The following is a 24442-nucleotide window of genomic DNA, read 5'->3' on the forward strand; positions in this document are numbered from 1 at the left end:
CGAGATTCCGGGTTCGATGCTTCGCATCGTCCCGGAATGACGGCTTCGCCGTCACTTTCCGATCCGCTTCATCTCGCTCACCAGCAGATCAAGCGCCTCCGCCAGCATCACGCCGCCGCACACCGTGAGCCGGTCCGGGATCACGATGAGCTGGTCGGGTGGATAGAAGCGCGCCAGCGCCGGATGGAGCAGGAAGGCGCGGCCTTCGTCCTCGGCGCGGTCGCCCGCTTCCGACAGCAGCAAAACGTCCGGCTTCAACGCCAAGATGCCTTCCAGCGAGATGAAGGCGCCATCGCCGATGCCGAGCTCGTCGGCCGCATTGCGCAAGCCCGCCTCGCGCAAGAGCACGCCGAGCAGGCTGTCACGGCCGGCAACCCAGCCGCGGCGCGACAGCGGCAGCACGCGACCGTTGCGCTGTCCGAGCGTCTCTCGCGCGCGCTGAATGGCCGCATCGATGCGCCCGACCTCGGCATTGGCGCGCTCGGCCTGACCCGTGATCTCGCCCATCCGTACAATCTGCGCCTTCACCTCGTCCATGGTCCTCGGCACCGAGAACTCGGCGAGTTGCACACCGTTCGCCTGCAGCAGCTCGCGTGTGGCTCGCTTGTCGAACAAGCTCGCCACCACGACATCGGGCTTGAGCACGAGGATGTCCTCGGCGCCGCCCGACAGCACCGGAAATTTTTGCGCCTCGGCCGCGCGCCAGGATTGCCAGTCGTCGCGTGCGTAGCGGCTCAAGCCCACGATCTGGCCGGGATCGGCGAGCGAGAGCAGGAGCTGGTCGGTGCAGACATTCATCGACGCGATGCGGGGCTGTGCCGCGCACGCGGGGCATGCCGTCAGGAGGATTGCCGCGATGACCGGTGCCGCGGACCGCATCGTCAGACGTCCGCCCATGGTACGATCACGGCCTCCCGCTCATGCTCGGCGCGATAGGCCGTGATGCGGAAGACGTCGGCCAGCACCTGCTCAGACAGCGCTTCGGCGGGTTTGCCCTGCGACGCCAGCTTTCCGCTCGACATCACCAGCACGCGATCGGCGAAACGCGCCGCGAGACCAAGATCGTGCGTTACGACGATCACCAGCACACCGGCATTGGCGGCCTTGCGCAGGGTCTGCATGACGTCGAGCTGATGGCGCGGATCGAGCGACGAGGTCGGTTCGTCCGCGAGGATGGCAGGCGCCTCGGTCGCCAGCACACGTGCCAGCGCGACACGGCTGCGCTCACCGCCTGAGAGCTCGGTGGCGCGGCGATCGGCGAACTGCACGACGTCGGCAGCCTGCATGGCGCGCGCGACCGCGTCGGCATCGCGCGGCGACAGCCTGCCCGGATCGGTCGCGCCATGCGGATAGCGGCCGAGCGCGACGATATCGCGCGAGGCCAACGGCCAGTGCACGATGTGGCCCTGCGGCAGATAGGCGAAGCGTCTTGCACGCTCACGCAACGACAGCGAGGCGAGCGCCCGGCCACCGATGTCGATGCTGCCACTCGCGGGAATGAGGCCTGCAAGCGCGCGGAGCAGCGTGGTCTTGCCGGCACCGTTCGGGCCGACCAGCGCGACGAGATGGCCTGATGACAGCGACAACGAAATATTTTGCAGCACGGCGCGGCCGCCGAGGCTGACATTGACGCCCTGCGCGGTGAGGAAGGCGTCACTCATGCGACGCCTCCGCTGAGCGCGCGGCGCTCGCGCACGATGAGATAGAGGAAGAAGGGAACGCCGATGATCGAGGTCAACACGCCGACCTTGATATCCGACGTGGAAGGAATGATCCGCACCGCGATGTCGGAGGCAAGCAGCAGCGCACTGCCCGCGAGTGCACTCGGCACGAGCAGCCGCGACGGATCATGCCCGATCAGCGGCCGCATCAGATGCGGCGCGACCAAGCCGATGAAGCCGATGGTGCCGGAGACCGCGACCGCACCGCCAACCCCGAGCGCGACGCCCGAGATGACCAGGAGCCTCAGCCGGTCGACATCGATGCCGAGGCTTTGTGCCGCCTCTTCACCCAGGCTAAGCGCGCGAAACGCGCTGCGCTGGCTGAGCAGCATCGCGCCGCCAACCAGGATGAACGGCAGCGCCAGCGCGACATGACGAAAGCTGCGGTCCTCCAGCGAACCCAGCAACCAGAACGCGATCTCGAGCACGATGAAGGCATTTTTGGAGAGGTTCATCACCAGCGCAGTCGCGGCCCCCGCGAGCGCGGAGATCGCGAGCCCGGCGAGGATCAGGATCAACAGCCCCGCGTTGCGGCCGGCAACGGCGAGTAGCGCGAACACCGAGGCGAATGCCGCGATGATCGCCGCGACGGGCAGCGCGTAGGAGCGCACGTCGGCCAGCCCCAGCGCAATGATCAGCACCGCACCGAAGGCGGCTGATTGCGGCGCGCCGAACAACGACGGCGAAGCCAGCGGGTTGCGCAACAGGCCCTGCAGCGCCGCACCGGATAGCCCGAGGATGCCACCAATCGCAAGCGCCAGGATCGTACGCGGCAGGCGGATCTCGCGCACGATCACCTGCGCCACGTCGCTGCCGCCGCCGAACAGCGCCTCGACGACTGACAGCGGCGACAGCCTGACCGCACCGATCCCGAGCGAGATCAGCGCCAGCAGCACGACCAGCGCGATCAGCCCGGCCGTCACACCCATGCGCCGGCCAGCATCGGTGCCGGCCCCCTGAATCACGATCTGAGCGCTCTGATCATCCATCTCGACGATGCTCATACATCGACTGGAACCGGGCACAAGCGCGTTGCGAACAAACCACGTACCGGCCTTTATCGAAGGGAGGCGGATTGACTCCTGTTTCGGCTGCCTCCTAGATGAACGAGACGGTTCCCTTCGGGGACGAAATGGGAATGCGGTGCGGGATTTTTTCCCTATGCCGCGGCTGCCCCCGCAACTGTAAGCGGCGAATTCTTCGTCAAAAAGCCACTGGGGTCCTCGGTTCCTGGGAAGGCGATGAAGGGTAACGACCCGCAAGCCAGGAGACCTGCCGTCAGCCGTGGTCACACGCGATGATGTCGGTCGGGGTGTACGGACATTGGCCTTATCGGAACGCGGGAAGCGCAACCGGTGAGACCTCGTTCGCTGTGACGTGCCACTGACGTCATGCCGAGGTCCACCGATGTTGTCCGTTCCGAGAGCCGCAAGGCGACAAAGTTCGCTTCTGCTCGCCTCCAGTTTCCTCGTTCTCAGCGTAACCGCCGCCCGCGCCCAGGTCGTCGCCGAACAATTGCCTCCCGTCGAGGTCGCCAGGCCTGGCGACCAGAACCAGACGCGGGCGCGCGCGACCGGCGATTCCGGCGCCAGCTCACCGCGGCGCGCGCCGTCCACGCCGTCGCAGGGCGACGGCACGGCCAGCGGCGCGTCGACCGGTAGTGGCGGCGCGTCCGCCACCGGTAGCGCCGCGCAATCCGGCGGCATCGTCGGTGCCGCCACCACCGTGATCACGGCCGCCGACATTGCGCATTCCCCGGCACAGTCGCTCGCCGAGATCATCGCGACGCAGACGCCGGGCGCCCAGCTCACGACGCTCTATGGCGGCCCCGTTGCCGCAAAAACCACCGTCGACCTGCGCGGTTTTGGCGCGTTCGCCAGCGCCAATACGCTGGTTCTGATCAACGGGCGCAGGCTCAACGACATCGACATGGCGCAGGTGGACCTCTCCACCATTCCGCTCAATTCGATCGAGCGCATCGAGATCACCCGCGGCAATTCCGGCGCGGTGCTCTATGGCGATAACGCGGTCGGCGGCACGATCAACATCGTCACCAAGACCGGCGTCGGCGGCCCGCCGGTGTCGATGCGCATCGAGAGCGGCTTTGGCTCGTTCAACACCCGACAGGGCGCGGTCTCGACCGCGCTCAATTTCGGCAACTGGTCGACCTCGTTCTACGGCAATGCCGTCAAGACCGACGGCTATCGCGCGAACAATCAATATGTTCAGGAGAACGGCGTCGGGAACCTCAACTACACCTCTCCCGGATTCACCGCGTTCTTCAACGTGAGCGGCGACAATCAGGAGCTCCGACTGCCCGGCGGACGGCTGGTGGATCCCTCCATCGGCGTCGATCTGGTCACGACCGATCGGCGCGGCGCAGCTACGCCGTTCGACTATGCCAATCAGCAGGGCGCGAGCGCGACGGCCGGCTTCACCAAGACGCTGGTGAACGGCGTCGATTTGATCGTCGACGGCGGCGTGCGCGACAAGAAGCAGCAGGGCGCGTTCTTCTCCAGCCCGACACCAGTGCCGGACTTCTTCACCTCGACATATGTGGATGCGCATCTGCAGACCTGGTCGATCACGCCGCGGCTCAGCATCAAGAGCATGCTGTTCGGCCTACCGTCGACGCTGCTCACCGGCGTCGACTATTACGATGCGAGCTTCGAGCAGAAGCGCGGTGCCGGCCAGGGCCTCGCACCATGGCATACCTATGACCTCCGCCAGCAGACGGTTGCCGGCTATTTCCAGCACACCGTCGGGATTGCGCCGACCACCGATATTTCCTACGGCGCGCGCGTGCAGAACATCAATCTGTCGGCGCGCGACGGGTTCGACGCGACGGCACCCTTCAACACCGCGATATTCGGCGCCGATATCGGCGCGTTGCCGCTCAACAGCAACGAGACGCAATACGCACTGCATCTCGGCGCCGAGCACCGGCTCAATGACGTCTTCACTCTGTTCGGCCGCGCCGCGCGCGCTTTCCGCACGCCCGACGTCGATGAGCGGGTATCGTCCGGACCGTCGTTCGACCCGTTCACCTTTGCGGCGATCCCGCAGACCTTCCAGTTGAACACGCAGACGTCGAAGGACGTCGAAAGCGGACTTCGCATCAAGGGCGGCGGCTTGCAGATGCAGACCAGCGTCTACCTGATGGACCTCACCAACGAGATCCATTTCAGTCCGGTGCTGTTCTACAATACCAATCTGGATCCGACCCGGCGTTACGGCTCGGAGACCAGCCTCTCCTACCGCGTCAACGATTCCCTGCTGCTGCGCTCGGGCATGGCCTATACGCGGGCGATCTTCCGCGAAGGCATTTGGGCTGGCAACGACGTGCCGCTGGTCTCGCGCTATACCGCGACTGCGGGCCTGACCTGGAACATCTGGCAGAATTTTGTCGTGCTCGATGCGACGGCGCGGTTCTGGACCGAGCGACGCATGGATAACGACCAGGCCAATACGCAAAGGGTGATCCCGGCCGACGCCACGATCGACCTGAAACTCTCCGGTCGGCACGAGCGCTTCTTCTGGTCGTTCAGCGTCAACAATGTACTGAACGCGCTCTATTACGACTACGCGATCGCAAGCACCTTCACCAACGGCCGCTTCAGCGCCTATCCGCTGCCCGGGCGCACCTATCTGCTGAAGGCCGGCGCGACGTTCTGAATGATCGTCACAAGAGGCGGCCGGCGCAAGCCGGCCGCCTTGAGAAAGGTCAAGGAAATCGCGCGATTTCCGGCTAAGGTGAGTTACAAAGCATCACCATTCGAGGAATGCCATGGCCGGCAAAAAGGACCCGTCGCCGAAGGTGGCCGACGTTAAGAAGGCAGACGACAAGACCATGAAGCCGCCGCCCCCACCGAGCGATACCGACGACGACTACGAAGACGGCGACATCGCCACTCCCAAGCGGGATCGCTACGGGACCGATGACGAGCCGTTGTGAGACGGGTGCCTGCCTTGTCGTCCGCACTACCTGCCATGCGCCCACATTCATGGACAAATAACCGCTTCCCCCGATAATTTGCGCCTCCATTCGGGAGTGAAACGGAACTGATGGCCGACGTTCTCGCCGCACCGCAGCAAGGCAAGGCGGACAGCACGCTGCGCACCCTGACCGGAATCTCGATCGCGCATTGGGTCAGCCATTTCCATCTGCTGGTCCTGCCGATGCTGTTCCCGTTCCTGAAAGTCCAGCTTGGCGTCGGTTATATCGAGCTCGGCTTTGCGCTCACTGTATTCGCGGTGGTCTCGGGCCTGACGCAGGCACCGACCGGCTATCTCGTCGATCATTTTGGCGCACGCAAGATCCTGCTGGGTGGGCTGGTGCTGGGTGGGCTCGCGCTCATGCTGCTCGGCCTGCATCTGAGCTACGCCTCGCTGGTCGCCTGCGCCGTGCTGCTCGGGCTCGCCAACAGTGTCTACCATCCCGCCGACTACGCGATCCTCGCCGAGCACATGGACGAGGCGCGGATGGGCCGCGCCTTCTCCATCCACACCTTTGCCGGCTATTTCGGTGGCGCCGTGGCGCCTGCGATCGTCGCGGCCTTCGTCGCGATCGGCGGCGGTGCGGGCGCTCTGATCGCGTCGGGCGCGATCGGCGTGCTGATCGCGCTGCTGCTCGTGGCCATGAGCATTCCCGACGCCGGCGCGCACAAGAAGAAGCCGGGCGCCGAGGACGCTCCGAAGCAGGCGGTGATCACGCCGGCGCTGATGATGCTGACGGCGCTGTTCATGCTGCTGAGCCTGTCGGTCGCCGGCATCAGCAATTTTGGTGTCGTCGCGCTGATGGGCGGCTATGGCGCCACCTACTCCGCGGCCAACATCGCGCTGACGGCGTTCCTGTCGGCAAGCGCCGTCGGCGTGCTCGCGGGCGGCTTTCTCGCCGACCGTACCGAACGCCACGGCCAGCTCGCCGCGCTCTGCTTTGGCGCGAATGCAGCGATCGTGCTTTTGATCGCGACGACCACGCTGCCCGGCTGGGTGCTCACCGCTGCCATGACGCTGGCGGGCTTCCTCTCCGGCGTGATCGCACCTTCGCGCGACATGCTGGTGCGCAACGCCGCGCCCGCAGGCGCGGCAGGCCGCGCCTTCGGGATCGTCTCGACCGGCTTCAATCTCGGCGGCATCGTCAGCCCGCTGCTGTTCGGCTGGATCATGGACCGCAACGCGCCGCACTGGGTGTTTGGCGCGTCGGTCGTGTTCATGGTCGCGACGGTGGTGCTGTCGCTGTTGACGGAGCGGCGGGAGCGGGCGGCGACGGTCTAGCTCGTTGCCGGCCCATAACCACTGGCTGTCGTTTGGCGAAGACTGGCAATTGGCAGCTCGCGCAACAACCGCTTCCTGTGGTTATGGGTCTCGGATCTGCGCGCGCTACTGGACGGCTTTCGCCGCCAGGGGTGCGCTTGTCCGGGACGACAGTAATAGTTTTGGCGCGTCTTACCCCACCAAACGACTTACGTCGGCAATACGGCTCTCTTCAGCGCATCCGCCTGCGCCGGCACACTGCGCGCCAGCCGCGCCTTTTCCGTGTTCGGCCACAGCAGCAGCAATCCGAGCAGGCCTGACGCGACCATGACTACGGCGTTGATGGTGAAGCCGGTCATGTAGCCGTCGTGCGTCGAGCCGGCGCGCTGGATCACGCTGCCCATCACGGAGGGCGCGATCATGCCGGCGAGCGTGTAGATCGCGCCGTAGATCGCGATCACGGCGCCGCGCTGCGACACCGGCGTGAACTCACCGAGCATCGGCGGGCACACGACATAGATCGCGCCGCACAGGCCGGAGCCGACGACCAGGAACGCGATCTGCAAACCGGGGCTGTTGGCATAGGGCATCATGGCGAGGATGCAACCGCCGAGCACCAGCGGCACCGATCCGAGCACGCCACGGGCGACGCGGGTGGTGGAACCGCGCGCCATCATCACCTGCGATATCCATCCTGCCAGAATCACGATGGTGGCGCCGAACACCCAGGGCAGCACCGAGATCCAACCGGCGTCCTTTTGCGAGAAGCCGAGCCCCTTGATGATGAACGGCGTGAACCAGGTGAGTCCGAGCGACAGCGCCCAATAGGCGCCGAAGGTCGCCGCGCAGCAGCCGATGAAGGTGCGCGAGGTCAGGAGATGGAGATACGGAATCTTCGGCTCGGCCACCATGGAAGGGTGGTTGCTTTCCAGCGGCCCCTCCTTGCCGAGCGCGAGCCAGGCCGAGACCCAGATCAGGCCGACGACGCCGAGCGCACCGAACGCGTAGTGCCAGGAATGGTTGACGATAATCCAGTTCAGTGCCGGTACGGCGAGGATGACGCCGAAGGCCGAACCTTGCGACAGAATCGCGGTCGGCAGCGTGCGCTTCTCGTCGGGAAACCATTTGTAGATCGCATGCGCCGCAACCGAGAACGCCGGCCCCTCACCCGCGCCGAGGATGATGCGGCAAATCAAGAGCGTCGTGAAGCTGACGGTGCCGACCATCGGAAACTGCGCCACGGCCCAGATAATGGCGAGAACCAGCAGCACCCAGCGCGTCGGCACCTTGTTGACGATGAAGCCGACGACGATGGCCGAGATCGAGAACAGGAAGAAGAAAGATGAGCCGAGCAGGCCGAACTGCTCCGGCTCGAGCTTCAGGTCGGTCATGATCGGCACGCCGGCGAGACCCACGACGATCTTGTCGGCGAAATTCACCAACATGAACAGGAACAGGAGAAACGTGATGGTCCAGGCGCCCTTCGGCGTTTCCTTGCCTGACGTCGCAGGCGTTGCTTGAGCGCTCATATCTCTCCCCGTCTTGTCTTTTTTGGCACTTTTTCGATCTGGCCGGGAAGGATGCTAGCAACGGGCTTGGTGGCAACGCAACCCCGGCATTTCCCCAGCAAGTGTGCTACGCAGCACGAGGGTAAATTCCGTCAGACGCCATTCATCGTGCTCGATATCAAGAACCTCTCAAAGACCTTCACCTCCGCCGGCGAGCCGGTCCATGTGCTGCGCGGCGTCGATCTCGACATCAAAGCCGGCGAGCGCGTCGCGCTGACGGGAGAATCCGGCAGCGGCAAGAGCACGCTGCTGCACCTGATCGCGGGGCTGGACGCCGCCGATGGCGGCACCATCGCGCTCGAGGGCACCGAGATCACCGTCCTATCGGACGCTGGCCGCGCGGCGCTGCGGCGCGACCGGCTCGGGCTGGTGTTCCAGCAGTACAATCTGATCCCCAGCCTGTCGGTCGACGACAATCTCGCCTTCCAGGCGCGAATCGCCGGCCGGCATGATGCGGCCTGGCACGCAGAGCTGGTCGAGCGGCTCGGACTTGCAAACCTGCTGAAGCGCTACCCCGAGCAGCTCTCCGGCGGCCAGCAGCAGCGCGTCGCGATCGGGCGGGCGCTCGCGATCAAGCCGACACTGCTGCTTGCGGACGAGCCGACCGGCAACCTCGACGAAGACACTGCCGAAAATGTGCTGGCGCTGACACGCGACCTCGTGGCACGCACCGGCTGCGGCTTTCTGATGGTGACGCACAGCCTGCATCTCGCAGCTACCCTCGATCGCCACGTCACCCTGCATGCGGGGCGCGTCTCGTGAGGCGCGCGCTGTGGATCCTGGCCGTGCTGCTGAGCCATTGGCGGCGACATCCAATGCAGCTTGCGACGCTGCTGATCGGCCTGATTTCAGCGACCGCGCTGTGGAGCGGCGTGCAGGCGATCAACCAGCAGGCGCGCAATGCCTATGACCGCGCCGCGGCGACTTTTGGCGGCACGCGCACGGCGATGCTGGTTGCATCAGACGCTGCCACCTTCCCGCAGGAGCTATTCGTCAAGCTGCGGCGCGCCGGATGGCCGGTCTCGCCGATGCTGGAAGGCCGCGTCCAGATCAACGGACGATCGATCCGCCTGCTCGGCATCGAGCCGGTGACACTGCCGGTCGACGTCGGCAATGCACCGAGCCTCGGCCGCAACGATCTCGCGGCTTTCGTCGGCCCGCCGGGCCAGACGCTGGTTGCGCGCGAGACGCTGGGCGATCTCCAGCAGGTCGAAGGCGCAACGCCGGCGATCAGCAACGGCGCAAAACTGCCACCGCTGCGTATGCAGCAGCAGCTCGTATCAGACGTGCTGGTGGTCGATATCGGCGCCGCGCAACGCCTGCTGGGCAAGCCGGACCAGATCTCGCGGCTCCTGATCGGAAAAGCCAGAGGCAAACCCGCTCCGCTCGCCAGCGTCGTCGGCGACCAGTTGCAACTGGTCGAACCGAACGCGGAGACCGAGCTCGAACGGCTCACCGACAGCTTTCACCTCAACCTCACCGCTTTCGGCCTGCTGTCGTTCTTCGTCGGCCTCTTCATCGTCAATTCAGCGGTCGGACTCGCCTTCGAGCAGCGGCTGCCGATGCTGCGCACGTTACGAGCCTGCGGCGCTTCGGCGCGCCTGCTGAACACGGTGCTGGTGGTCGAGCTGGTGGCGCTGGCTTTCGTCGCGGGGCTGGTCGGGCTCGTTTGCGGCTATTTCATCGCGGCAGCGCTGCTGCCCGACGTCGCGGCGTCGCTGCGCGGACTTTATGGCGCACAGATTCCGGGGCAGCTCACGCTGCGTGGAGAATGGTGGCTCGCCGGCATCGGCATCAGCATTTTGGGCGCGCTGATCGCGGCCGCGACCAGCCTGCTGAAGGCCATCAGGCTGCCGCTGCTTGCCACCGCGCAGCCGCAAGCCTGGCAACAGGCGCAGCACCGCTGGCTGATCTTGCAAGGCACGGCTGCGCTTGCCGTATTCGCGGTGGCGGCGTTGCTGCTGCGCTACGGCGATTCGCTGATCGCAGGTTTTGGCGTGCTGGCGGCGCTGATGCTCGGCGCAGCGCTGATCCTGCCGGCGTTCCTCGAAATCATCCTGCGCACGGGACAGCGCGGCGCGCGTTCCCCGCTCGCGCTGTGGTTCTGGGCCGACAGCCGGCAACAGCTTTCCGGGCTGTCACTCGCGCTGATGGCCCTGCTGCTCGCGCTCGCCGTCAATGTCGGCGTCTCCACCATGGTTGAATCCTTCAGCCGCACCTTCCTTGGCTGGCTCAATGGAAGGCTCGCGGCCGACGTCTATGTCAGTGCGCCCGACAATGCGAAGGCGGTTGCGATCCGCAACTGGTTGCGCGAGCGGAGCGAGGTTCAGGCGGTGCTATCGGGCGGACGCGCGGAGACGCAAGTCGCGGGGCAGCCGGTGGAACTGCTCGGGCTGCCCGATCACGCGCTCTATCGCGAGCGCTGGCCTCTGCTCGAAACTGCGCCAAAAGCCTGGACCCAGCTCGTGCCGGGCAATGCCGCTTTCATCAGCGAACAACTTAGCCGGCGGTTGAACGTGCGCGTCGGCGACGTCGTCGAGATCGCAACGCCAGGCGGCAATTGGGAACTCGATATCGCCGGCATCTATGCCGACTATGGCAATCCCAAGGGGCAGCTCACCGTCAATGTCGCAGCGCTGTTGCGTCACTTCCCGCAAACGCCGCAGACGCGGATGGGCTTAATCGTGCCCCGGGACAGGATTCCCGGGCTGATCGCGGCGCTCCAGAAGCAGTTCGCGCTCGACGATCGCAGCGTCGCCGACCAGGCGACGGTGAAGGCGGAGTCGATCCGCATTTTCAACCGCACCTTTGCCGTCACCTCGGCCCTCAATGCCTTCACGCTCGGCGTCGCCGGCATCGCGCTCCTGACCAGCCTGTTGACGCTCGCCAATTCGCGCCTGCCGCAGCTTGCACCGCTCTGGGCGATCGGCATCACGCGACCGAAGCTCGCCGCGATCGAGCTGACCAAGACGCTGTCGGTCGCCCTGTTCACCGCACTGCTCGCGCTACCGCTGGGACTGCTCGTGGCGTGGTGCCTGCTCGCGATCGTGAACGTGAAAGCGTTTGGCTGGCGGCTGCCGTTCCATGTCTTCCCGCAGCAATTGGTGGAGCTCGTGGCGGTCGCGCTTCTGGCCTCCCTGCTCGCGGCACTGCTGCCGGTGTTGCGGCTCGCGCGGATGCAGCCGGCGACTCTCGTGAAGGTGTTTGCCAATGAGCGCTAATGGCCTGTCGCGCCGTGCCTTTGCGGGCAGCCTCGCTGCGCTTGCCTTGCCGCGTTACGCATTCGCGCAAGGCTATGCCGGACTTGGCGAGAGCGCCAACGGCTTTGCGCCGGTCGTGCCGGGAAGGGCATTTTCCTTTCCCGCCGATCACGGCCCGCATCCGGATTTCCGCATCGAATGGTGGTACCTGACTGCGAACCTCGTCGACGCCGCGGGCGCCCCGTGCGGACTGCAATGGACGCTGTTTCGTCAGGCGGCGGCGAGCGGCCCGCAACGCGAGGGCTGGGCCAATCAACAGATCTGGATGGCGCACGCGGCCGTGACCCGCGCCGACACGCATCGGTTCGGCGAGCTTTTTGCGCGCGGCGGCATCGGGCAGGCCGGTGTTGCGGCAAAGCCGTTTGCGGCCTGGATCGACGCCTGGGAGATGAAGGGAACGGACGCCACGGACGATCGCACGCTGGCGCCGGTGGTGCTGAAGGCTTCGAGTGCCGATTTCAGCTACGCGCTGACGCTTCAAGCCGACCGCACAGTGGTGCTGCAGGGCGATGCCGGCTTCAGCCGCAAATCGGAACGCGGCCAGGCATCTTACTACTACAGTCAGCCGTTCTTCCGTGCGCAGGGAACGCTGAGGATCGACGACAAGACGGTTGATGTGTCTGGGCAAGCCTGGATGGACCGCGAATGGAGCAGCCAGCCCCTTGCTTCAGACCAGACTGGCTGGGACTGGCTATCGCTGCATCTCGCCTCCGGCGACAAGCTGATGCTGTATCGGCTCCGGCAGAAAGACGGACAGGATTATCCCTTTGGCAACTGGATTGCGGCCGACGGCCGGACGGAACAAATCACCGGCCGCGACATCCAGATGACACCGAAAGCCACGGCAGAGGTTGCGGGACGCAAGCTGCCGGTCGAATGGCAGATCGCAATCCCGTCAAAATCCTTCTCGATTGCCTGCAAGCCGCTCAATGCAAAAGCCTGGATGGGAACAGGGTTCTCCTATTGGGAAGGGCCGATCAGTTTTGCCGGCACGCATAATGGCGTTGGCTATCTCGAATTGACGGGCTATTGAACCCGCGACTTCGTCAAAGGATCCAGCGATGTATCACCTCACCGCCCTCGTCACGCTGCTTGCCGTCGCGCTCTATTTCTACACCAGCATCAACGTCGCGCGGTCGCGCGCGGCGACGGGCGTCAAGGTGCCGGCGATGGCGGGGCATCCTGATTTCGATCGCGCCTTCCGGATCCAGATGAACACGCTGGAGTGGATGCCGATCTTCTTGCCGTCGCTCTGGCTGTTCGCGATCTATATCAGCGACGCGATTGCCGCCGGGATCGGCGCGGTCTGGATCATCGGCCGCATCGTCTACGTCATCGGCTATTCGAAGGAAGCCGCCAAGCGCAGCCCGGGCTTTGCGATTCAGGGTATCGCGAGCCTTGTGCTATGGATCGGCGCGCTGGGCGCGGTGGCGTGGCGGCTGGTGCACTGAGGCAAGCTAATCAGCCGCGACGCTTCTTCTTCGACTTTTTTCCAGACCCGGCCTTGGCAGACCACTCGGTTACACCGCGCGGGTGCTCGGAATGGCCGGGCTTGTTCTTGTCTTTCTTTTTCTTCGCAAAGCCCGGCTCGCCGCCAAATTTCGACCTGTCATCGCTGTGCTTGCCGCGGTGCTTCGAGTCGACAGCATCACGCGAATGGTGCTCACGTCGCTCACCGTGATCGCCCTCGCGGGCCTCGCGCCGGGGCTCGTACGAGCGCTTCTCTGAAGGCGCCTGCGCTTGCGGTGCATTTGCCAGCGGCTCGATGCGGATGTTGTCTTCCTTGTCGGGACGCCGGACCTTGACGGCGAAGGCATCTGCGACCCGCTCGGAGATTTCGAACTCGGTGGTGGTGTCCAAGATTTTGATGGCGCCGATGTCGCGCTTGTCGATGCCGCCGCGACGGCAGATCATCGGCAGCAGCCAGCGCGCTTCGGCATTCTTCCGTTTGCCGATCGCGGCGCGGAACCAGACGCTCGGCTCCGCCATGCCGTGACGCGCAGACGGTTTTCCGGACTTCGACCGCGGAGCGGCCGGACGATCATCGTCGCGCGCGGATCGAGCATTCTTCTCGCGCCCCTCACGCGACCGGCCACGATCCTCGCCGGGGTCGATGATGTCCTCGGGCGACGGAAGCCGCGCGCGATAGAGCCGCGCCAATGCTGCGGCGATATCCTCGGGAGACCGCTCTGCCAGCAATGCCTGCGCCAGTGCCAGGTCTTCAGGGGTCGTCTCCTCCGTGAACAGAGCATCCTTCAACATACGTTCGTGGTCGAGCTTGCGGATGTCATCCGCCTGCGGCGCCGTGCCCCAGATGGCATCGGTGCCGGACAGGTTGAGCAACAGTTCGGCACGCCGCCGGCGCGCCGGCGGCACCAGGAGGACGCTGACACCCTTGCGGCCTGCGCGGCCGGTGCGGCCGGAACGATGTTGCAACACCTCCGCATCATTCGGCAGGTCGGCGTGAATGACGAGATCGAGGCTCGGCAGATCGATGCCGCGCGCGGCGACGTCGGTCGCCACGCACACGCGCGAGCGTCCGTCGCGCAGGGACTGCAGCGCCTGGGTACGCTCATTCTGGGTCAATTCGCCCGACAGCGCGACGACAGAAAAGCCACGCTCCAAGAGTGCGGCCTGGAGATGCCTGACGGCATCCCGCGTGTTGCAGAACACCAGCGCGCTCGGCGATTCGAAAAAGCGCAGCACGTTGACGACGGCGTGCTCGACATCACCGGGGGCGACCCTGACCGCACGGTATTCGATATCGGCGTGTCCGCCCTCGTCACCGGCGACCTCGATGCGAAACGCGTGCTGCTGGTATTGTTTCGCCAGCGCGACGATACCGCGCGGAAACGTCGCCGAGAACAGCAGCGAGCGGCGCGTCTCCGGCGTGGTCTCGAGGATGAACTCCAGGTCCTCGCGGAAGCCGAGATTGAGCATCTCGTCGGCTTCGTCGAGGACGACCACCTTCAATTCCGAGATGTCGAGGCGATTGCGCCGCAAGTGATCGCACAAACGGCCGGGCGTCCCGACGACGATGTGCGCGCCCGCGGCAAGCTCGCGTTGCTCGCGGCGGGGGTCCATGCCGCCGACACAAGAGACGACGCGACCACCGGCGTGTCCATAGAGCCACGCAAGTTCGCGCTGGACCTGCAAGGCGAGTTCGCGGGTCGGCGCGACGATAAGGGCCAGCGGTGCGGCGGCACGCTCGAACTGCGCGGCATCGCCGAGCAGATCCTTTGCCATGGCGAGGCCGTAAGCGACGGTCTTGCCAGAGCCGGTTTGCGCCGAGACCAGAAGGTCACGGTCGACGGCATCGTCGGCGAGGACGGCAAGCTGAACGGGCGTCGGACGGTCGTAGTTGCGCTCGGCCAGAGCTCGGGCGAGCGGCGCACTTGTGGTCGGGAATGACACGAGAAAAGCCTTGGTTTGGTTCAGGCGCAGGACGTCAGGTCAAATGACCCAGGGCCGCCTGCAAGGCAGACGGCATAGCCATACGTGCTGGAATGTGATGCGGACGCTTTACGCCAAGAACGGCCAAAGCGCCATCCCCGGGCAGACTGCAGAGCCCACGATTTCAGCCTTTTGGAGCCGTTTCGGGGATATATGGGGTCATTGCTGCTATGCGCCACCCCAGGACCGTTAACGAAACGGGGCCGTTAACGAAAATCGTCCCGGCGCAGCGCCGGGACGACGTCTAAATCAGCTCTCCCAGTCGGGACGAAGCAAGCTCACTTCGTCGCCGGGCAGCCGCTGTCCTTGGCGGAGAAGAACGCCTGGTCGCCCGGCACGGTCGCGAGCAGCTTGTAATAGTCCCAGGGCTTCTTCGACTCCGAGGGCTTCTTGACCTCGAACAGATACATGTCGTGGACCATGCGGCCGTTCTCCAGCACCTTGCCCTTGGCGAAGGCGTCGTCGACCGGCAGCTCCTTCAGCTTCTTGGCAACCGCCTCGGTATCCTTAGTTCCGGCGGCCTTGACGGCCTTCAGATAGCTCAGCGTCGACGAATAGGTGCCGGCGTGGATCATGCTCGGCATCCGGCCGGTGCGCTTCAGATAGCGCTCGCCAAATGCGCGGGTAGTGTCGTTGAGATCCCAGTAGAAGCCCTCGGTCAACACGAGGCCTTGGGCTGCCTGCAGGCCGAGACCATTGACCTCGGCGAGCGTCATCAGGAGGCCGGCCAGCTTCTGGCCGCCCGAGACGATGCCGAACTCGGCCGCCTGCTTGATCGAGTTGGTGGTGTCGAGGCCGGCATTGGCGAGGCCGACGATCTTCGCCTTCGAGCTCTGCGCCTGCAGCAGGAAGGAAGAGAAGTCCGACGAGTTGAGCGGCACGCGCACCGAGCCGACCACCTTGCCGCCATTGGCGTGCACGATGTCGCTGGTGTCCTTCTCCAGCGCGTAGCCGAACGCGTAGTCGGCGGTCAGGAAGAACCAGGTGTCGCCGCCCGCCTTGGTCAGCGCGCCGCCGGTGCCGACGCCGAGCGCATGGGTGTCATAGGCCCAGTGGAAGCCGTAGGGCTGGCAGGCGTCGCCGGTGAGACGCGAGGTCGCGGCACCCACGACGATGTCGATCTTCTTCTTTTCCTTGGACAGCTCATGGATCGCGAGCGCGACGGAGGATGTCGTCAGCTCAGTGATCATGTCGACGTTCTCGACGTCATACCAGCGCCGCGCGATCGAAACAGCGAGATCCGGCTTGTTCTGGTGGTCGGCGGTGACGAGCTCGATCTTCTGGCCGAGCACCTCGCCGCCAAAATCCTCGATCGCCATCTTGGCGGCCTCGACCGACCATTTGCCGCCGTAATCGGCGTAGACGCCGGACTGGTCGTTGAGGATGCCGATCTTGACGCCTTGTGCGAGCGCAGGCGCCGACAGCAGCAGTGCGCTCACGCCAACGGCCGCCAAAAGTGCTGATTTCATATGTTGTCTCCCAGCAGTTTTCTGTTTTGAAATCGCGCGGATACTAGTGAAGAACCCCGCGCATGCCCAACCATTTCGCGTAAGCCGTTAGTATGGGAGGCGCACCAATAGAATACTGTCGTCCTGGACAAGCGAAGCGCAGATCCAGGACCCATTACGCCAGGGAGAAGTTTGGCGAAGACTCGTGGTTGCCAGCTTCGCAACACAACCGCTCCTGGGGTAATGGGTCCTGGCTTTCGCCAGGACGACATCGGGGAACATCACGCTGTGGTTTCGGCCTTCTTCGTGTTCCGCCCCTCCGCGAGATTGCGGACGACGACGTAGAAGATCGGCGTGAAGACGAGGCCAAACAGCGTGACACCGATCATGCCGAAGAATACGGCGACGCCGACGGCCTGCCGCATCTCCGAGCCCGAGCCGGTCGAGATCACCAGCGGCAGCACGCCGAGGATGAAGGCGAAGGACGTCATCAGGATCGGCCGCAGCCGCAAGCGACAGGCCTCGATGACGGCCTCCAGGCGCGGCTTGCCCTCGAGCTCGATGTCGCGGGCGAACTCGACGATCAGGATCGCGTTCTTGGCGGCAAGGCCCACAAGCACGACAAAACCGATCTGGGTGAGGATGTTGACGTCCTGCCCCATCAGACGCACGCCGATGGTGGCGGCGAGCAGGCACATCGGCACGATCAGGATGACCGCGAAGGGCAAGGTCCAGCTGCCATATTGCGCAGCGAGCACGAGATAGACGAACAGCACGCAGATCGGGAATACGAGCAGGCCGGCGTTGCCGCCGGTGACCTGCTGGTAGGACAGGTCGGTCCATTCGAACGTGAAGCCGCTCGGCAGTGTATCGTCGGCAAGCTTCTTGATCGCGTCGAGCGCGGTGGTCGAGCTCGTGCCCGGCGTCGGCTCGCCCTGCAGCTCGGACGCCGGATAGAGGTTGTAGCGTGCGACACGGTCGGGGCCGGACATGTCGCGGAAATCGACCACGCTGCCGAGCATCACCATGTCGCCGCTGGCATTGCGCGTGCGCAGCCGCGACAGGTCGCTGGTCTCTTTGCGGAACGGCAGGTCGGCCTGCGCGGTGACGTGATAGGTGCGGCCGAACAGGTTGAAGTCGTTGACGTAGGTCGAGCCGAAATAGGTTTGGATGGTCTCGTTGATGTTGGCGATGGGCACGCCGAGCTTCTGTGCCTTGGTGCGATCGATGTCGACGAAAACCTGCGGCGTGTTCGCCGTGAACGGCGAGAATACCGAGGTGAGGCTCGGCGATTTGCGCGCGGCCGTCACGAGCTCGTCGGTCGCCGCCGCGAGCATCTGCGCACCGCGGCCCTGTCGGTCCTGGACGCGGATGGTGAAGCCGCCGCCGGTACCGATGCCGGGCACAGCGGGCGGTGGGATCACGATGATGAAAGCGCCCTGAATCGCAGACAGGCGCTTGCGCAGCTCGCCGGTGATGACGTTGGCCGAGAGCCCCTTCTTCAGGCGCACCTCCGGCTCATCGAAAACGGGGAACAGCGCCGCGGCGTTGCCGGCCTGGGTGCGCGTTGCGCCGGAGAAGCCGGCGAAGGCGGCGACGCGGATGATGCCGGGCGTATCGAGCGCGATCCGCTCGATCTCGCGCACGATTTCGGTGGTGCGCGCCAGCGAGGCTGCGCCGGGCAGTTGCACGGAGACGATGACGTAGCCGCGATCCTGCGCCGGAATGAAACCTTGCGGCGTGGTCACGATCAGCCAGCCGGCGCTGCCGATCAGCGCGACATAGAACAGGAGCATCACGACCGAATGCCGGATCACGAAATTGGCGACGCCTGCATAACCATGCGCCAGCAGGTCGAAGGTGCGGTTGAAGACGCCGGTAAAGGCGCCCCAGCCGCGCGCGACGATATTCCAGCGCGCAGGCGGCCGCTTCTCCTCGTGCGGGACCAGGATCTGCGAGGCCAGCGCCGGCGACAGCGTCAGCGAGCAGAAGCAGGAAATCGCGGTCGCGACCGCGATCGTGACGGCGAACTGCTGGAAAAACTGCCCGGAGATGCCGCCGATGAACGCGGTCGGCACGAACACCGCACACAACACCAGCGCAATCGAAACCAGCGCACCGCCGACCTCTTCCATGGTCTTCAGCGCGGCGTCACGCCGGCTCAGGCCGCGCTCGAGATGCCGTTCGACATTCTCCACCACCACAATGGCATCATCGACCACGATGCCGACGGCGAGCACGAGGCCGAACAGCGTGAGATTGTTAATGGAGAAGCCGAGCGCCGCCATCACCGCAAAGGTGCCGACCAGCGACACCGGGATCGCGATGATCGGGATGATCGCCGGACGCCAGCCCTGCAGGAACACGAGCACCACGATGACGACGAGGATCATGGCCTCGTAGATCGTCTTGATCAGCTCGTGGACGGATTGCGCGATGAACTCGGTCGGGTTGTAGCCGATGTTGTAGTCGAGGCCTTTCGGAAAGCTCGCCTTCAGCCGGGTCATGGTGTCGGTGATGTTCTTGGCTGTGGCGAGCGCGTTCGAGCCGGGCCGCTGCGTGACCAGCATGGCGACGGCGGATTTCCGCAGCAGGAAAGAATTGGTGCTGTAGGCGAGCGCGCCCAGCTCGATGCGGGCAACGTCGCGCAGCCGCACCGTGCGGCCGTCGGCGCCGGCCTTGATCAGGATTTCCTCGAACTGCTTCTGGTCTTTCAGCCGGCCGGTGAAAGTGAGGTTCGGCTGGAAGGCGCGGTCTGCGATCGGCGGCTCGCCGATCTGACCGCCCGCGATCTGCACATTCTGCGACCGGATCGCCGCCAGCACTTCGGCCGATGTCATTCCGAGATTGGCGATGCGATCGGGGTCGAGCCAGAGCCGCATCGAATAATCGCGGGCGCCAAAGATCTGGATGTCGCCGACGCCGTCGAGCCGCAGGAGCTGGTCGCGCACCTGGAGCAGCGCGTAGTTGGAGATGTAGAGCTGGTCAAAAGTGTCGTCGGGCGACAGCATGAACACGACCATCAAAATGTCGGGCGAGTTCTTGCGCGTGGTGACGCCGTTACGCTGCACTTCCTCAGGGAGACGCGGCTGCGCGATCGCGACGCGGTTCTGAACCAGTACCTGGGCCTTGTCGAGATCGGTGCCAAGCTTGAAGGTGACCGTGATGGTCAACTGACCGTTCGAGGTCGCCTGACTGTAGAGATACAGCATGTCCTCGACGCCGTTGATCTCCTGCTCGATGGGCGCCGCGACCGTGTCCGATACGGTCTGCGCGGAGGCGCCGGGATATTGCGTGGTGACGACGACGGTCGGCGGCACCACTTGCGGATATTCGGAGATCGGCAGCGTGGTGTAGGCGAGCGCGCCCACGATCAGGAGCACGATCGACAGCACCATCGCCAGGATGGGCTGGTTGATGGAGAGGCGGCCGAGATTCATGACTTGCCACCGGCCGGCGCCTGGGCCGTGTGTGGCGTGACCTTGGCGCCGACGCGGGCACGCTGGATGCCGTCCACGATCACGCGGTCATCGGCTTTCAGCCCTTCGCGGATGACGCGCAGCCCGTCGTCAAGCGGTCCGAGGGTTACGGGCTTTGCCTCGACGGTGTCGTCGGGCTTGACCACGAAGACGATCTTGCGGGACTGGTCGGTCGCAACGGCGGTGTCCGGGATCAACAACGCTTCATAAGGCGAGCTGCCGATCAGCCGTACGCGGCCGAACTGGCCGGGCAGGATGGAGAGATCCTTGTTGGGGATGACCGCGCGGCTGCGCAGCGTGCCGGTCGAGGCGTCGAGACGATTGTCGAGAAAGTTGATGGTGCCGTCATGCGACGGTTTCGTCTCGCCGGCGAGCGTCACCTGCACCGGATTCGGCGTATCGCGCGAGCTCGGCCGCTTGCCCTCGAACCAGAGCCGCGAATTCCTCTGATAGGTCGCCTCGTCCATGTCGAAATAGATGTAGATCGGATCCAGCGTGACGATCGAGGTCAGCAGCGTCGAGCCGCCGCTGTCGCTGCCCTGCACGAGATTGCCGGGGCTGACGAGGTGACGGCTGACGCGGCCCGTGATCGGCGCTTGCACATGGGTGAACTCGATGTTGAGCTTGGCTACCTTCAGCGCGCCCTCGGCCTGCATCTCTGCGGCGTGGGCGGCCTGCAGGGCCTGGCGGCGCTGGTCGACGACCTGTTCCGAGACGGCGTTGGTCTGGACCAGGTTCAGGGCTCGATCGAGCTCGCGCTTGGCAAGCTCCACCTTGGCGCGCGCGTCCGACAACTGGCCATCGGCCTGCTGGGCCGCGGCCTCGAAGGGGCGGGGGTCGATGACGTAGAGCAGGTCGCCGGTGCGCACGATCGCGCCGTCCTGGAACTCGACGGAGTTGACGAAGCCGCCGACCCGGGGACGCACCTGCACCTCCTCGACCGCCTCGAAACGGCCGGTGAACTCGTCCCAATCGGTCACGGTGCGTTTTGTGGGCTGGGCGACGGTCACCGCTGGCGGGGGCGGCGCGGCCGCCTGCTGGGCCGGCCTGTCGCAGCCAGCGAGGACACCTGCGACGGTCAGGGCAAGGATGGCGAGGACGGGAGGCGAGGCGATCTGCGCTCGAGCTGGGTACACCTGTGGTTTCGGCTTGCTCAGCTCGCTCATCTTCTTGGCCCCCTTCCTTGGTGGCGACGATTACCTAACAGGGTAGCCGTTTACCCGCAGACGGCACAAGATGGGTCTCGTCGATGACCCCTTCAAGACGGCCAGGTGCGCAATGTTTGGCCGGTCGGGGGCTCGTCCAAAACGGGCGAAAACAACCCCATGCACAGTAGCCGTCAAAGGGGCGGACACGGCGAATCTGCGGCTATTTTGGCCAGCGTGTTCACGCATGACGGAGGGCACCGGCTCGGCTAGATTGGTGCAAGAACAACAAGAATGATGTCCCGGGAGGACAGTTTTGTACCAAGGACGTGTCGTTTACGGCGCGATCGACGAGGTCGTGTTCGGCCATTCCGCCGCCAGCGCGATCGTCGAGCAGATGGACCGGCTGCGGGCGAACCGCGCCTTCCTGATGGTCTCCGGGACGCTGCACCGGCAGACCGACGAAATCCAAAAGATCAAGCAGGCCCTGGGCTTGCGCTGCGCCGGTCTGTTCGACGCGATGCCGGCCCATACACCGCGCGAGGCGGTCATCGCAGCCGCCAATGCGGCGCGCGAGGCGCGCGCCGACATCATCGTCACCGTCGGCGGCGGTTCCATCACCGACGGCGCCAAGGCGGTGCAACTCTGCCTCGCCAACGGCATCGACACCGTTGAGGGCATCGAAAAGATCCGGGTTCACAAAGGTATCGCGCCCGAGATGGCCGCACCGACCGTCCGGCAGATCAGCGTGCCCACCACGATCGCCGGCGGCGAATTCAGCTCCATTGCCGGCGTTACCAACCGGAAAAGCAACGTCAAGGAGATGCTGCGGCATCCGTTGACGGTGCCGCGGGTGACGATCCTCGATCCCGCCATTACCGTGCACACGCCGGAATGGCTGTTCCTTTCGACTGGCATCCGCGCGGTGGATCATTGCGTGGAAGCGATCTGCTCGCGCGAGACGCATCCCTTTGCCGATGCACAGTCGGTCAAGGGGCTCGCGATGCTCGCCGACGCGCTGCCGCGGGTGAAGGCCAACCCGGCCGATCTCGACGCGCGAATGGACGCACAGATCGGCACCTGGCTGTCGATGGGCGCGCTGTCGGCCGGCGTGCCGATGGGCGCGAGCCATGGCATCGGCTACGTGCTAGGCTCGGCCTTCGACGTGCCGCATGGCTACACCTCCTGCGTGATGCTGCCTGCGGTGATGCGCTGGAACGCATCTGACAATGCCGATCGCCAGGCGATCGTCTCGGCCGCAATGGGCTATCCGAGCCTCCAGGCCGCCGACGTGCTCGACGCCTTCATCCGCGGGCTCGGCATGCCGCGCAGCCTCGCCGACGTTGGCGTTTCATCAGAGCATTTCGACGCCATCGCCGCTCAGGCGATGCGCACGCCCTGGGTGCCGCGCAATCCGCGCAAGATCGAATCTCCTGCGCAGGTGCGCGAAATCCTGCTTCTCGCCGCCTGATTCCAATCTGGAGGACTGATGTACACCGGAACGCACGCCCGTCTACGCCCGCTGCAACCCGCCTTCATCATGGCCGGCACGGGCGAGGCCGTAACCTATCGCGAGCTGAATGCGCGCAGCAACCGGCTCGCGCATCTCTTTCGCAAGCACGGCTTGAAGCGGCTCGATCATGTCTCGATCTTCATGGAGAACAATTCGCGCTATCTCGAAGCCTGCGGCGCGGGCGAACGGAGTGGGCTCTATTACACCTGCATCAACTCGTTCCTGACCGCGGGCGAGCTCGCCTATCTCCTGACCAACAGCCAGTCCAAAATCCTGATCACGTCGGTCGCCAAACTCGACATCGCGCGCGAGGCGCTCCACGCTTGTCCCGACGTCAAGCTCTGCATCGTTGCCGATGGTCCCGGCGAGAGCGACCGCATCGTCGGCTTGCAGGATGCTACCAAGGATATGCCGAAGACGCCGATCGCGGACGAATGGCTCGGCACGGCCATGCTCTATTCGTCGGGCACGACGGGTCGTCCGAAGGGCATTCTGCGCCCGCTGCCGGAGGAGCCGCCAAAGCACAATCTGCCGCTGTTCGATTTCCTGACCAAACTCTGGCACTACCGCGAGGGCATGGTCTACCTGTCACCGGCCCCGCTCTATCACTCGGCGCCACAGGCAGCCGTGAACCTCACGATCCGCATGGGCGGCACCGTGATCATCATGGAGAGTTTTGACCCGGAGCGTTATCTCCAACTCGTCGAAAAATGGGGCATCACCCACACCCAGCTCGTGCCGACGATGTTTTCGCGGATGCTGAAGCTGCCGGAGGAGGTGCGCAAGCGTTACGACCTCTCGTCACTCGAGATCGCGATCCACGCCGCGGCCCCCTGCCCGGCGCTGGTGAAGGAGGACATGATCAAATGGTGGGGCCCGATCATCCACGAATATTACGGCGCCACCGAAGGGCTCGGCTTCACCGCCTGCGACAGCGCGGAATGGCTCGCCCATCGCGGCACCGTCGGCAAGGTGCTGCTCGGCGACCTCCATATCCTCGACGAGAACATGCAGGAATGCCCGGTCGGCACGCCGGGCACGGTGTGGTTCAAGACGGCCACCCCGTTCGAATATTTCAACGACCCCGAAAAGACCAAGGAGGCGCGCTCGGCCGACGGCAGCATGAGCACGGTCGGCGACGTCGGCTATGTCGACAACGACCGCTTCCTCTACCTCACCGACCGCGCCACCTTCATGATCATCTCGGGCGGCGTGAACATCTATCCGCAGGAATGCGAGAACCTCTTGATCACCCATCCCAAGGTCGCCGACGCCGCCGTGTTCGGCGTGCCCAATGCGGACTTGGGTGAAGAGGTGAAGGCCGTGGTGCAGCCGATGCCGGGCGTGGTGCCGGGACCCGCGCTCGCGGAGGAGCTGATCGCGTTCTGCGGAGCGTCATTGTCACGGCAGAAGGTGCCGCGCTCGGTCGATTTCGAGAAGGAGTTGCCGCGGCTGCCGACGGGGAAACTGTACAAGCGGTTGCTGCGGGATCGCTATTGGGGGAACAAGACGTCGCGGATTGTGTGAGGGGTTTTCCCCTTGCATGAATTGCGCAAGCGCGTGCCACACACTCAGTGTCGTCCCGGACAAGCGTAAGCG

General features: G+C 65.0%; 17 protein-coding genes and 1 riboswitch. Of the genes, 9 read left to right on the forward strand and 8 right to left on the reverse strand.

The window, feature by feature from the left end; genetic code table 11:
* Window positions 1-51: 51 nt before the first annotated feature.
* From C2U70_RS05800 to C2U70_RS05810, 3 genes are read right to left on the reverse strand one after another with little or no spacing between them, the layout of a single operon-like run.
* Window positions 52-897, reverse strand: a complete 846-nt coding sequence (locus C2U70_RS05800; RefSeq protein ID WP_140976956.1) for an ABC transporter substrate-binding protein — start codon at window positions 895-897, stop codon at window positions 52-54.
* Entirely contained in the window at window positions 882-1661 is a 780-nt protein-coding gene (locus tag C2U70_RS05805) for an ABC transporter ATP-binding protein (protein ID WP_140976957.1), read from the reverse strand. The genes C2U70_RS05800 and C2U70_RS05805 overlap by 16 nt, the downstream gene beginning before the upstream one ends.
* Window positions 1658-2710 (reverse strand): iron ABC transporter permease, encoded by a 1053-nt coding sequence (locus tag C2U70_RS05810; RefSeq protein WP_186294082.1) that lies wholly within the window; start codon window positions 2708-2710, stop codon window positions 1658-1660. Before C2U70_RS05810 ends, C2U70_RS05805 begins: the two co-directional genes overlap by 4 nt.
* Before the next feature lie 108 nt (window positions 2711-2818).
* Window positions 2819-3015: riboswitch (cobalamin riboswitch) on the forward strand.
* Between the two features lie 113 nt (window positions 3016-3128).
* Here C2U70_RS05810 and C2U70_RS05815 point away from each other — a divergent pair.
* From C2U70_RS05815 to C2U70_RS05820, 3 genes are all read left to right on the forward strand, one after another.
* On the forward strand, window positions 3129-5396 hold the full coding sequence (locus C2U70_RS05815) for a TonB-dependent receptor (RefSeq protein ID WP_140976958.1): 2268 nt from the start codon (window positions 3129-3131) through the stop codon (window positions 5394-5396).
* Between the two features lie 112 nt (window positions 5397-5508).
* Window positions 5509-5676, forward strand: coding sequence for a hypothetical protein (locus C2U70_RS32845; protein WP_186294083.1), 168 nt, complete (start codon window positions 5509-5511; stop codon window positions 5674-5676).
* A 110-nt stretch (window positions 5677-5786) separates the two neighbouring features.
* Complete coding sequence (locus C2U70_RS05820) at window positions 5787-6998, forward strand: MFS transporter (protein ID WP_140976959.1); 1212 nt, start codon at window positions 5787-5789, stop codon at window positions 6996-6998.
* A gap of 188 nt (window positions 6999-7186) precedes the next feature.
* On the opposite strand, the gene C2U70_RS05825 is transcribed toward C2U70_RS05820, so the two are convergent.
* A complete protein-coding gene (locus C2U70_RS05825; RefSeq protein ID WP_140976960.1) occupies window positions 7187-8506 on the reverse strand; it encodes an MFS transporter in 1320 nt (439 codons plus the stop codon).
* Window positions 8507-8653: 147 nt separating this feature from the next.
* Here C2U70_RS05825 and C2U70_RS05830 point away from each other — a divergent pair, with 147 nt between their 5' ends.
* From C2U70_RS05830 to C2U70_RS05845, 4 genes are read left to right on the forward strand one after another with little or no spacing between them, the layout of a single operon-like run.
* Window positions 8654-9307: an ABC transporter ATP-binding protein gene (locus C2U70_RS05830; protein ID WP_140976961.1), complete on the forward strand. Its 654-nt coding sequence runs from the start codon at window positions 8654-8656 to the stop codon at window positions 9305-9307.
* Entirely contained in the window at window positions 9304-11766 is a 2463-nt protein-coding gene (locus tag C2U70_RS05835) for an ABC transporter permease (RefSeq protein WP_140976962.1), read from the forward strand. Before C2U70_RS05830 ends, C2U70_RS05835 begins: the two co-directional genes overlap by 4 nt.
* A complete protein-coding gene (locus C2U70_RS05840) occupies window positions 11756-12838 on the forward strand; it encodes a lipocalin-like domain-containing protein (protein ID WP_140976963.1) in 1083 nt (360 codons plus the stop codon). The genes C2U70_RS05835 and C2U70_RS05840 overlap by 11 nt, the downstream gene beginning before the upstream one ends.
* 28 nt (window positions 12839-12866) lie before the next feature.
* Window positions 12867-13256 carry an MAPEG family protein gene (locus C2U70_RS05845; protein ID WP_140976964.1) on the forward strand — a complete coding sequence of 130 codons (390 nt, stop codon included), beginning with the start codon at window positions 12867-12869 and terminating at the stop codon, window positions 13254-13256.
* Between the two features lie 10 nt (window positions 13257-13266).
* Here C2U70_RS05845 and C2U70_RS05850 read toward each other — a convergent pair whose 3' ends face one another.
* The 4 genes from C2U70_RS05850 to C2U70_RS05865 all read right to left on the reverse strand — a co-directional run bounded on the left by C2U70_RS05850 (window position 13267) and on the right by C2U70_RS05865 (window position 21351).
* Window positions 13267-15219, reverse strand: a complete 1953-nt coding sequence (locus C2U70_RS05850; protein ID WP_140976965.1) for a DEAD/DEAH box helicase — start codon at window positions 15217-15219, stop codon at window positions 13267-13269.
* Window positions 15220-15536: 317 nt separating this feature from the next.
* Window positions 15537-16727, reverse strand: a complete 1191-nt coding sequence (locus tag C2U70_RS05855; RefSeq protein WP_140976966.1) for an ABC transporter substrate-binding protein — start codon at window positions 16725-16727, stop codon at window positions 15537-15539.
* Window positions 16728-16987: 260 nt separating this feature from the next.
* Window positions 16988-20146 (reverse strand): efflux RND transporter permease subunit, encoded by a 3159-nt coding sequence (locus tag C2U70_RS05860; protein ID WP_140976967.1) that lies wholly within the window; start codon window positions 20144-20146, stop codon window positions 16988-16990.
* The gene (locus C2U70_RS05865) at window positions 20143-21351 is read right to left on the reverse strand and encodes an efflux RND transporter periplasmic adaptor subunit (protein ID WP_140976968.1); all 1209 of its coding nucleotides are present in this window, start codon (window positions 21349-21351) and stop codon (window positions 20143-20145) included. The genes C2U70_RS05860 and C2U70_RS05865 overlap by 4 nt, the downstream gene beginning before the upstream one ends.
* Window positions 21352-21646: 295 nt before the next feature.
* Between C2U70_RS05865 and C2U70_RS05870 the strand changes: the two genes are divergently transcribed.
* Complete coding sequence (locus C2U70_RS05870) at window positions 21647-22801, forward strand: iron-containing alcohol dehydrogenase (protein ID WP_140976969.1); 1155 nt, start codon at window positions 21647-21649, stop codon at window positions 22799-22801.
* A gap of 18 nt (window positions 22802-22819) precedes the next feature.
* Entirely contained in the window at window positions 22820-24370 is a 1551-nt protein-coding gene (locus C2U70_RS05875; RefSeq protein WP_140976970.1) for an AMP-binding protein, read from the forward strand.
* The last annotated feature ends 72 nt before the right edge of the window (window positions 24371-24442 follow it).

This window comes from Bradyrhizobium guangdongense (assembly GCF_006483445.1).
GTDB lineage: Bacteria > Pseudomonadota > Alphaproteobacteria > Rhizobiales > Xanthobacteraceae > Bradyrhizobium > Bradyrhizobium guangdongense_A.

Coding starts and splice junctions, on each gene's coding strand:
- C2U70_RS05825 (WP_140976960.1), bottom strand. CDS start 8,506: ATGAGCGCTCAAGCAACGCCTGCGACGTCAGGCAAGGAAACGCCGAAG.
- C2U70_RS05805 (WP_140976957.1), bottom strand. CDS start 1,661: ATGAGTGACGCCTTCCTCACCGCGCAGGGCGTCAATGTCAGCCTCGGC.
- C2U70_RS05855 (WP_140976966.1), bottom strand. CDS start 16,727: ATGAAATCAGCACTTTTGGCGGCCGTTGGCGTGAGCGCACTGCTGCTG.
- C2U70_RS05875 (WP_140976970.1), top strand. CDS start 22,820: ATGTACACCGGAACGCACGCCCGTCTACGCCCGCTGCAACCCGCCTTC.
- C2U70_RS05860 (WP_140976967.1), bottom strand. CDS start 20,146: ATGAATCTCGGCCGCCTCTCCATCAACCAGCCCATCCTGGCGATGGTG.
- C2U70_RS32845 (WP_186294083.1), top strand. CDS start 5,509: ATGGCCGGCAAAAAGGACCCGTCGCCGAAGGTGGCCGACGTTAAGAAG.
- C2U70_RS05840 (WP_140976963.1), top strand. CDS start 11,756: ATGAGCGCTAATGGCCTGTCGCGCCGTGCCTTTGCGGGCAGCCTCGCT.
- C2U70_RS05800 (WP_140976956.1), bottom strand. CDS start 897: ATGGGCGGACGTCTGACGATGCGGTCCGCGGCACCGGTCATCGCGGCA.
- C2U70_RS05865 (WP_140976968.1), bottom strand. CDS start 21,351: ATGAGCGAGCTGAGCAAGCCGAAACCACAGGTGTACCCAGCTCGAGCG.
- C2U70_RS05810 (WP_186294082.1), bottom strand. CDS start 2,710: ATGGATGATCAGAGCGCTCAGATCGTGATTCAGGGGGCCGGCACCGAT.
- C2U70_RS05845 (WP_140976964.1), top strand. CDS start 12,867: ATGTATCACCTCACCGCCCTCGTCACGCTGCTTGCCGTCGCGCTCTAT.
- C2U70_RS05815 (WP_140976958.1), top strand. CDS start 3,129: ATGTTGTCCGTTCCGAGAGCCGCAAGGCGACAAAGTTCGCTTCTGCTC.
- C2U70_RS05820 (WP_140976959.1), top strand. CDS start 5,787: ATGGCCGACGTTCTCGCCGCACCGCAGCAAGGCAAGGCGGACAGCACG.